6 protein-coding genes and 1 pseudogene are annotated in these 8,746 nt (G+C 71.7%); 2 read left to right on the top strand and 5 right to left on the bottom strand.

All coding sequences use genetic code 11. The features are described 5' to 3' along the window. Positions 1–42: 42 nt before the first annotated feature. Together AB0B55_RS32235 and AB0B55_RS32230 are read right to left on the bottom strand one after the other, a co-directional pair. Positions 43–765, bottom strand: a complete 723-nt coding sequence (locus tag AB0B55_RS32235; RefSeq protein ID WP_355048256.1) for a zf-HC2 domain-containing protein — start codon at positions 763–765, stop codon at positions 43–45. Beyond that, the gene (locus AB0B55_RS32230; RefSeq protein ID WP_357124632.1) at positions 762–1,277 is read right to left on the bottom strand and encodes a sigma-70 family RNA polymerase sigma factor; all 516 of its coding nucleotides are present in this window, start codon (positions 1,275–1,277) and stop codon (positions 762–764) included. The genes AB0B55_RS32235 and AB0B55_RS32230 overlap by 4 nt, the downstream gene beginning before the upstream one ends. A 215-nt stretch (positions 1,278–1,492) precedes the next feature. On the opposite strand from AB0B55_RS32230, the gene AB0B55_RS32225 reads away from it, so the two are divergent. Next, positions 1,493–3,619: a PhoX family phosphatase gene (locus AB0B55_RS32225; RefSeq protein ID WP_357175898.1), complete on the top strand. Its 2,127-nt coding sequence runs from the start codon at positions 1,493–1,495 to the stop codon at positions 3,617–3,619. Positions 3,620–3,701: 82 nt separating this feature from the next. On the opposite strand, the gene AB0B55_RS32220 is transcribed toward AB0B55_RS32225, so the two are convergent. Beyond that, positions 3,702–4,484 (bottom strand): IclR family transcriptional regulator C-terminal domain-containing protein, encoded by a 783-nt coding sequence (locus AB0B55_RS32220; RefSeq protein ID WP_357123556.1) that lies wholly within the window; start codon positions 4,482–4,484, stop codon positions 3,702–3,704. Positions 4,485–4,638: 154 nt separating this feature from the next. Between AB0B55_RS32220 and AB0B55_RS32215 the strand changes: the two are divergent. Next, positions 4,639–5,870: pseudogene (locus AB0B55_RS32215) on the top strand (MFS transporter). Between the two features lie 48 nt (positions 5,871–5,918). Here AB0B55_RS32215 and AB0B55_RS32210 read toward each other — a convergent pair. Both AB0B55_RS32210 and nuoN read right to left on the bottom strand, forming a co-directional pair. After that, positions 5,919–7,004 carry a polyprenyl synthetase family protein gene (locus AB0B55_RS32210; RefSeq protein ID WP_357123550.1) on the bottom strand — a complete coding sequence of 362 codons (1,086 nt, stop codon included), beginning with the start codon at positions 7,002–7,004 and terminating at the stop codon, positions 5,919–5,921. Positions 7,005–7,094: 90 nt separating this feature from the next. After that, entirely contained in the window at positions 7,095–8,648 is a 1,554-nt protein-coding gene (gene nuoN, locus AB0B55_RS32205; protein ID WP_357123547.1) for an NADH-quinone oxidoreductase subunit NuoN, read from the bottom strand. Between the last annotated feature and the right edge of the window lie 98 nt (positions 8,649–8,746).

Below are 8,746 nucleotides of genomic sequence, written 5' to 3'. Positions count from 1 at the left end.
GCGGGGTGGGGGCGGGGGTGGGGGGCGAGCCTGGGGGCGGGGTTAGGGGACTGCGTAGGTGAGTAGGGGGGTGCCGTCGGCTCGTTGGAGTTCCACGCTGACCAGCTCCGCGTCGGTGAAGCGGGTCATGCCGGTGAACACCAGGTCGTCGCCGGGCGCGGCGAGCCAGGAGCCGATCTGCTCGCTCGCGCCGCTCGGGCCCTTCGCCACCAGCCGGAACGGGTACGCCTTGCCGTAGCTCGTCCGCGCGTCGTACCCGCAGTGCATGGTGATCTCGGTGCCCCACTTGCTGCCGGTCAGACCGATGTCGGCGTGCACCGGACCGGCGAGTGCCACCGGCCGCATAGCGACCATCGACACCTGCGGGGCGGGGCGCGAAGTGCCCTGCGCCCCCGGGTCAGGCGGCGGGGCGACCGGTCGGGGCAGCACGGCAGCCGTTCCCACGCCGACCACCAGGGCCAACGCGGCGGCGGCCAGCGTCGTCAGGGCGTACCGGCGACGGGTCCTGGTCCGTTCGCGGCGCCGGCGCGCCCGGGCCTCCTCAAGCAGCGCGGGCGCCCGGGGCGCGGTCGGCGGTGGCAGGAACTGTTCCAGGCCCGCCGGGTCGAGGCGGCCGAGCAGTCCCGGTAGGACGGCGATCTCGGCGACGGCATCCCGGCACGAGGCACAGCCGGCGAGGTGCCGCTCGTAGGCCGCCCGCTCGGCGGGGGCCAGGGCGCCCAGCACGTACGCGCCGTCGTCGTGCGCGAACTCGCACCGGGTCATCCCGTCACCCCCATCTCGGCCAGGACCAACCGTAGTGAGCGCAGCGCGTAGTGGGTGCGTGACTTGACGGTGCCCGGCGGCACCCCCAGCCGCGACGCCGCCTCCGCCACCGACCGCCCCTGGTAGAAGCACTCCACCAGGACTTCACGGTGGGTCGGGCTGAGCCGGTTCAACGCCTCGGCGACGGTCCACGCCTCGACGGCGCGCTCGGCCTCGTCGACGACCTCCGGCGGCTCGGGAATCTCGTCGGTGAACACCTCACCGACCCGCGTGGAGCGTCGACGCCAGGCGTCGATGGCCAGGTTGCGGGCGGTCGTGAACAGCCAGGCCCGCACGGAGCCACGTCGTGGGTCGAGGGACTCGGGATGCCGCCAGGCCCGCAGCAACGTCTCCTGCACCAGGTCCTCGGCCCGCTGCCGGTCGCCGTTGACCAGCCGCAGGGCGTGTGCGTACAACGCCTCCGCGTGCTCGTCGTGCAGCGCCCGCAGCAGTTGGGCGTCATGGTCGCTGATGGCGGTCTCCTCACTTCCGGCGCGGGTCCGGCGGTGCGTCCGCCCGGGAATACGTGTGGTGACGCCGAACGGTTCAGCCCGAGGTCAGACCACTGGTGGCCGGGCAGGTGTTCACGCCTGGTTCACATCGCGGCCGACGACCGCTCACCGCGTCCTCCTAGCGTCCGGCTGGTACGCCGCCTGTCGCGCCACCCACTCACCTGGAGGCTTCTCCCATGAGCGACCGTCCCCGGCTGCTCCCGCTGTTGACCGGCAAGCGCCACGGCACCCGTGACGCCATGACCTGCCTGTACCGCTGCGGCAACGCCTGTGACCACCCGGTACCGAACACGTCCGAGAACGCGTACTTCGGTGACGTGGTGGACGCGGAGGTCTCCCGGCGCGGCGTGGTCCGGGCCGGCGCGGTCGGCGCCCTGGTGCTCGGCTTCGGCGGCGCGGCGGTCGGCGCGCTGGCCGGCGCGGCCCCCGCCAGCGCGGCCCCCACCACCCCTGACGTGCCGGAGAACTTCGGCTTCGGCCGTCCCACCACGGGTGTCGGCAGCGGCGCGCTGACCTTCAAGCCGATTCCGCCGAACAAGCTGGACACCCTGGTCGTGCCGAACGGCTACGACCACGCCGTGGTGATCAAGTGGGGTGACCCGGTGCTGCCGGGCGCGCCGGCGTTCGACCTGCACCACCAGAGCGCCGCCGCGCAGTCGAAGCAGTTCGGCTACAACAACGACTTCGTGGGTGTGCTGCCGCTGGACAAGCAGGGCAGGCGGGCGCTGCTCGTGGTCAACCACGAGTACACCAACGAGGACCTCATGTTCCCCGGGTTCCCCGGCCTGGACGGACTCTCCGTGGAGCAGCTGCGCACCGCCATGGCCGCGCACGGCATGTCCGTGGTGGAGCTGGAGCGGGTCGGCGGCACCGGGCAGTGGAAGCCCGTGGGCAACGGCCGCCGGCCGTACAACCGGCGGGTCACCGCGCTGAGCACCAAGTTCGACCTGACCGGCCCGGCCGCCGGCTCGGCCTGGCTGAAGACCGCCGCCGACCCGAAGGGCCGTACGGTCGTCGGCACGCTGAACAACTGCTCCGGTGGCGTGACCCCGTGGGGCACCGTGCTCTCCGGTGAGGAGAACTTCAACCAGTACTTCGTGGGCGCGGACGCCGCCCCGGCCGAGCTGAAGCCGAAGCTCGACCGGTACGGCATCAGCACCGCCAGCCGCTACCCCAGTGGCAGCCGCAAGTGGGAGCGCGCCGACGAGCGTTTCGACCTGGCCAAGCACCCCAACGAGGCGCACCGGTTCGGGTGGGTCGTCGAGATCGACCCGTTCGACCCGGAGAGCCGTCCGCGCAAGCACACCGCGATGGGTCGCTTCAAGCACGAGGGCGCGAACGTCATCGTCGCCAGGGACGGCCACGTGGTCGCGTACATGGGCGACGACGAGCGGTTCGACTACCTGTACAAGTTCGTCTCGGACAAGAAGTTCCTCAAGGGCAACTCGTGGGCCGCCCGCAAGCACAACCTGACCCTGCTGGAGTCCGGCACGCTCTACGTCGCGCAGCTCGACCAGACCAGCGCCGCCGAGATCGACGGCTCCGGCACGCTCCCCACCGATGGTGCGTTCAACGGTCGGGGTCGCTGGATCAAGCTGGTCAGCGGCAACCGGTCGTTCGTCGACGGGATGACCGCCGCGGATGTGCTCACCTTCACCCGGCTCGCCGGTGACAAGGTCGGCGCGACCAAGATGGACCGCCCCGAGGACGTCGAGCCGAGCCTGCTGACCGGCAAGGTGTACGTCGCCCTGACCAACAACACCGACCGCGGCAAGGCCGGCAAGGCGGCGGCGGACGAGGCCAACCCGCGCAACGCCAACAAGCACGGGCAGATCCTGGAGCTGGTCGAGGACCGCAACGACAACACGGCGGAGACGTTCGCCTGGTCGCTGCCGATCGTCTGCGGCGACCCGACCGACCCCTCGACCTTCTTCTCCGGGTACGACAAGACCCAGGTCTCCCCGATCTCCTGCCCGGACAACGTCGCCTTCGACGCCACCGGCAACCTGTGGATCTCCACCGACGGCAATGCGCTGGGCAGCAACGACGGCCTCTTCGCCACCGCCGTCGAGGGTCCGGAGAAGGGCCACCTCAAGCAGTTCCTGACCGTGCCGATCGGCGCGGAGACCTGCGGCCCGTTCATCACCGGCGACAACCGCTCGGTGTTCGTCGCGGTGCAGCACCCGGGCGAGATCACCGGCGCGTCGGTGGAGAACCCGGCCTCGAACTGGCCGGACGGCGACTACGCCAAGCCGGGCGTGGTGGTCACCTGGCGCCTCGACGGCGGCCCGGTGGGCAGCTGACGTTCCCCTGGCGGTTCGGCGCCGGACCGCCCCGAGAGGCCCTCTCCCAGCCCGGGAGAGGGCCTCTGGCGCGTCCGGCGGGTCAGTGGTCGGCGGCGATGCCGTCGGCGACCGTACGGGCGACGGTGAGCAGCTTCGCGCGTACGACCCGGGCGGAGGTCATCATCTCGCTCGCGGGCAGGGCGCAGGCCAGCACAACTCGACGTTCCATGTCCTTGTCGGGTGCGACGAGCACCGCCGCGCAGGCCACCCCCTGGCGGAACTGTCCCAACTCCAACTGCATCCCCCGGCGGTCACCGGCGGCCAGGTCGGCCTCGAACGTCTCGGTGGCGGTCAGCGTGGCGCTGGTGAAGGGACGCATGCCGTACTCGCGGAGATAGCGGAAGCGCTGCTCGGCGGTCAGGGTGGCGAGCAGGGACTTGCCGAGAGCGGTCGCGTGGGCCCCCTCGTCGAAGCCGGGAACGAGATCTTCCAGATACGGCGAGCGGTGCCCCTCGGCCACCGCCGTGATGGCGACCTGACCGCCGACGAACCGACCCAGGAAGTGGCTGTAACCGGTGTCGACGGCGGCGCGTCGCAACGTCTCGCCGACCACCGGCGGACCCCGGAACGCGGTCACCAACTCGCGGTAACGGTCGGCCACCTCGAGACCCACGATGTACGTGCCGTCCTCGCGACGGATCACGTAACCCTCGTACGCGAGGGTGCGGACGAGGTGGTAGGTGGTGGCCACGGTCAGCTCACACCGTCGGGCGATCTGCTTGACGGTCAGGCCCTTCGGGGCACGACCGACCGACTCGAGCACCCGCAGTGCTCGGGACACGCTGCGGATCAGGTCCGAAGGTTCTGCCAAGGGGTCGCGCACAACCACCTCCGCCGCCGGGGACTTACACCATATGAAAAACAGGCCGCGTGCGAAATGCCTGTTCGGGTCGAGGATGCCAGATCACCATCCACTCCTCGTACACCAGCGGTCACCAGGAGTTGCCTGAGCGCGACTCGCGTAGGTTTGCCGCACGATGACCCACACCGTCCTCACCCCCGCGCCCGTCCGCACCCGCCCCATCCGGGCCAGCGCCGGCGCCGTGGTCACCACCGTGGCCTGCGTACTGCCCGTCTTCCTGCTCGGCGGCCTCGCCGTGCAGATGGGTGCGGATCTCCGCTTCTCCCCCGCCGGGCTTGGCCTGGCCGTCTCCGTCTACTTCGGCGTGAGCGCGCTGACCTCGGTGCCCTCCGGACGCCTCGTCGAGCGGTACGGGCCGGCGCTGGTGGCCCGCTGCGCCATCGTGCTGGCCTCCGGGTCGATGCTGGCCGTGGCAGCGCTCGCCCGCTCGTACGAGGCGCTGCTCGCCCTGCTGGCGCTCAGCGCCGCCGCGAACGCCCTCGGCCAGCTCGCCAGCAACGCGGCGCTCGCCGAGCACGTCCCGCCGCGGAGGCAGGGCCTGTCGTTCGGCGTCAAGCAGGCGGCGATCCCGGTCTCGACGCTGTTGGCCGGCGCGGCGGTGCCCACCATCGCGCTCACCGCCGGCTGGCGTTGGGCGTTCGTGGTGGCGGCAGTCGCGGCGCTGACCACGCTGCCGGCCGTACCCCGGCAGGTGTCCGGTCGTGCGCGTCGGGCCGACGGGACGCGCGGAGGCCGGGCCACGACGGCCCTGGTGGTCGTCGGCGCGGCGGCGACGTTGGCGGCGGGCGCGGCCAACGCGCTCGGCACCTTCCTGGTCGACTCGGCCGCCGCCCGGGGCCTCTCGCCTGCTCTGGCCGGCCTCACCCTGACCCTGGGCAGCGCGGTCTGTGTCGTCGCCCGGGTGGGCGCTGGCGGACTGGCCGACCGGCGGGCCAACGGTCACGTCGCGCTCATCGCCGCGATGCTGGTGATCGGGGCGGTCGGGCTGGGCCTGCTCGCGGTGGCCGGCCGGTGCCGCTGGTGGCGGGCGTGGTGCTCGGGTTCGGTCTGGGCTGGGCCTGGCCCGGCCTCATGACCTTCGCGGTGGTCCGGCTGCACCCGCAGGCTCCGGCCGCCGCCACCTCGATCACACAGACCGGGGTGTACGCGGGCGGCTGCCTCGGCCCACTGAGCCTCGGCCCGCTCGCCGCCCACCTGGGCTACCCGACAATGTGGGCCACGGCCTCGGTGTCGATGCTGCTGGCCGCCGCCCTGATGCTGACCGCCAGCCGCCTCCTACCAACCCCTCACCCCCGAGCCGGTGATCATGAAGTTGTTGCCCCATCACACGGCGTGTCGAGGCAATAACTTCATGATCAACGAAGCTGGGGGTGCCGCGCTGGAGGGGCGTGCTGGTCAGCTTGTGCGGTCGGCTATGTAGTCGCAGAGCGACTCCAGGGCCTGGCGGGACGAGTTCGCGGGGAGCGGGGCCAGACAGGCGCGGGCGTCCTCGGCGTAGCTGCGCACGGTCTCCCGGGCACGCTTGAGCGCCGGGCTCTCCCGCAGCAGCCCCAGCGCCTCGGCGTGCAGCGCGTCGTCGGTCAACGGACCGGTCGCCAGGATCTCCCGCAGCCGCACCGAGGAGGCGTCGGAGTCGTCGGCCGCACGGGCGTAGAGCACCGGGAGCGTCGGGACCCCCTCGCGCAGGTCCGTGCCGGGCGTCTTGCCCGACTGCACCGACTCGGACGCGATGTCGAGCAGGTCGTCGGAGAGCTGGAAGGCGACGCCGATCGTCTCGCCGTACCCGGCGAGCGCCTCGACGTGCTCCGCCGGAGCGCCACTGAACATGCCGCCGAAGCGGGCCGACGTGGCGATCAGGGAGCCGGTCTTCTCGGCGATCACGCTCAGGTAGTGCGCGACCGGGTCGTCGCCGGCACGCGGCCCCACCGTCTCGGCGATCTGCCCGTGCACGAGCCGGGCGAAGGTGCGCGCCTGCAACCGGACGGCCTCCGGGCCCAGGTCCGCCGCGATGTCCGCGGCGCGGGCGAAGAGGTAGTCGCCGACCAGGATGGCGACCGAGTTGGTCCAACGCGAGTTGGCGCTCGGCGCACCCCGCCGCACGTCCGCCTCGTCCATCACGTCGTCGTGGTAGAGGGTGGCCAGGTGCGTGAGCTCCATCACCACGGCCGCCGGGACCACCCGCGCACCCGTGGGATCGCCGAACTGGGCGCCGAGCGCCACCAGCAGCGGCCGGAACCGCTTACCCCCGGCGTCGAGAAGGTGCCGGGCCGCCTCGGAGACGAACGGGTCGGCGCTGGCCACACTCGCACTCAGCTCGACCTCGACCGCTTCCAGCAGGCCCAGCACGGATGCCTCGACGCGGGGATCGGCGAGATGAAGGCCGAGCGCGCCGAACTGACTCATGCTCGCCCGACCCCGGCGACCGCCGGAACCGGTGGCACCTGAACGCTCGCCAGCCGGAATCACCACACCATCAACCATGCCACACCCGTTCTACCTGCTCCGGATCGGGGATACGCAGCGGGGGCCGGCACGCTGTCGCGCGCCGGCCCCCGGTGGTAGAGCCACGTCTCACCGCACGAATTCGGCGGCTCCGGTAGCCAGGTCGAGCAGCGGCGCCGGGGCAACACCCAGCACCAGGGTGGCCAGCACGCCGATCATCAGGGCGGCGGAGGTGAGCCCGCCCGGCACGGTCACGGTCGGGGTGGACTCGCCCGGCTCGGACAGCCACATCATCACCACGACCCGCAGGTACGGGAACGCGAGCACCATGCTGGTCAGCACACCGGCGATCACCAGCCACGCCTGACCGCCCTCAAGGGCCGGCCCGAAGATGGCGAACTTGCTGGTGAATCCGCTGGTCAGCGGGATACCGGCGAAGGCCAGCAGGATGAACGTGAACAGCGCGGCGAAGAACGGCGAGCGCCGGCCCAACCCCGCCCACCGGGACAGGTGGGTGGCCTCGCCGTCGGCGTCCCGGACCAGGGTCACCACGGCGAACGCGGCGAGCACCGAGAAGCCGTACGCGACCAGGTAGAACATCGTGCCGGACAGCCCGTCCTTGCTCGGGGCCAGCACGCCGACCAGCAGGTAGCCGGCGTTGGCGATCGAGGAGTACGCGAGCAGCCGCTTGATGTCGGTCTGGGTGACCGCGAGCACCGCGCCCAGGAGCATGGTCAGCACCGCCACCGCGCCGAGGACCGGGGTGAAGTCCCAGCCCCCGCCCTCGAACGCGACGTGGAAGACGCGCAGCAGGGCGCCGAACGCGGCGACCTTGGTGCAGGCCGCCATGAAGCCGGTGACCGGGGTCGGCGCACCCTGGTAGACGTCCGGGGTCCAGACGTGGAACGGGGCCGCGGCGGCCTTGAAGAGCAGACCGATGGCGAGCAGCGCCATGCCGGCGAAGAGCAGCACCGGGCTGGCCGGAGACTCACTCACCGCCGCGTTGACGGTCGCGAAGTCGACACCGGCGGAACGGCCCGGAACGCCCGCGGTGAAGCCGTAGATCAGGGCCACACCGAACAGGAAGAACGCCGAGGCGTACGCGCCGAGCAGGAAGTACTTCATCGCCGCTTCCTGGCTCAGCAGCCGCCGGCGGCGAGCCAGCGCGCAGAGCAGGTACAGCGGGAGGGAGAAGACTTCCAACGCGATGAACATGGTCAGCAGGTCGTTCGCCGCCACGAAGATCAGCATGCCGCCGATGGCGAACGTGACGAGCGGGTACACCTCGGTGAGGCCGTTGCGGCCCTCAGCCTGCTTCCGGTCGTCGGCCGACTCCGCCGTCACGGCGGCCTGGGCGACGAACGCGCCGCCCCGCTCGACGGAGCGGTCGCCGATCAGGAGCAGCGCCATGGCCGCCAGCACCAGGATCGCGCCCTGGAGGAACAGCGTCGGCCCGTCCACCGCGATGGCCTGACCGGCCGTGATGAGCCGGTCGTCGGCGTTGAGGACCACCATGGTCAGCGCGGCGAGCACGGCCAGCAGTGCCAGCGTCAGCTGCACCAGGTGTCGCGAGCGCCGGGGCACGAAGGCCTCGACCAGCACGCCGAGCAACGCGGTGCCCAGCATGATCAGGATCGGGGCGAGCGCCGCGTAATCGAGCGACGGCAGTTTCAACTCGGTCACTGTGCCGACCTTTCGTTCGCGACTGCGGGGCTCCGCTGCGCTGCACTCCTCGCGCTCACCGATGCCGACCTTTCGTTCGCGACTGCGGGGCTCCGCTC

The organism is Micromonospora sp. NPDC049107 (assembly GCF_040648595.1).
Taxonomy (GTDB): Bacteria; Actinomycetota; Actinomycetes; order Mycobacteriales; family Micromonosporaceae; genus Micromonospora.
The sequence above is the reverse complement of the archived record's forward strand: the minus strand, read 5'-3'. Positions and strand labels throughout refer to the sequence as shown.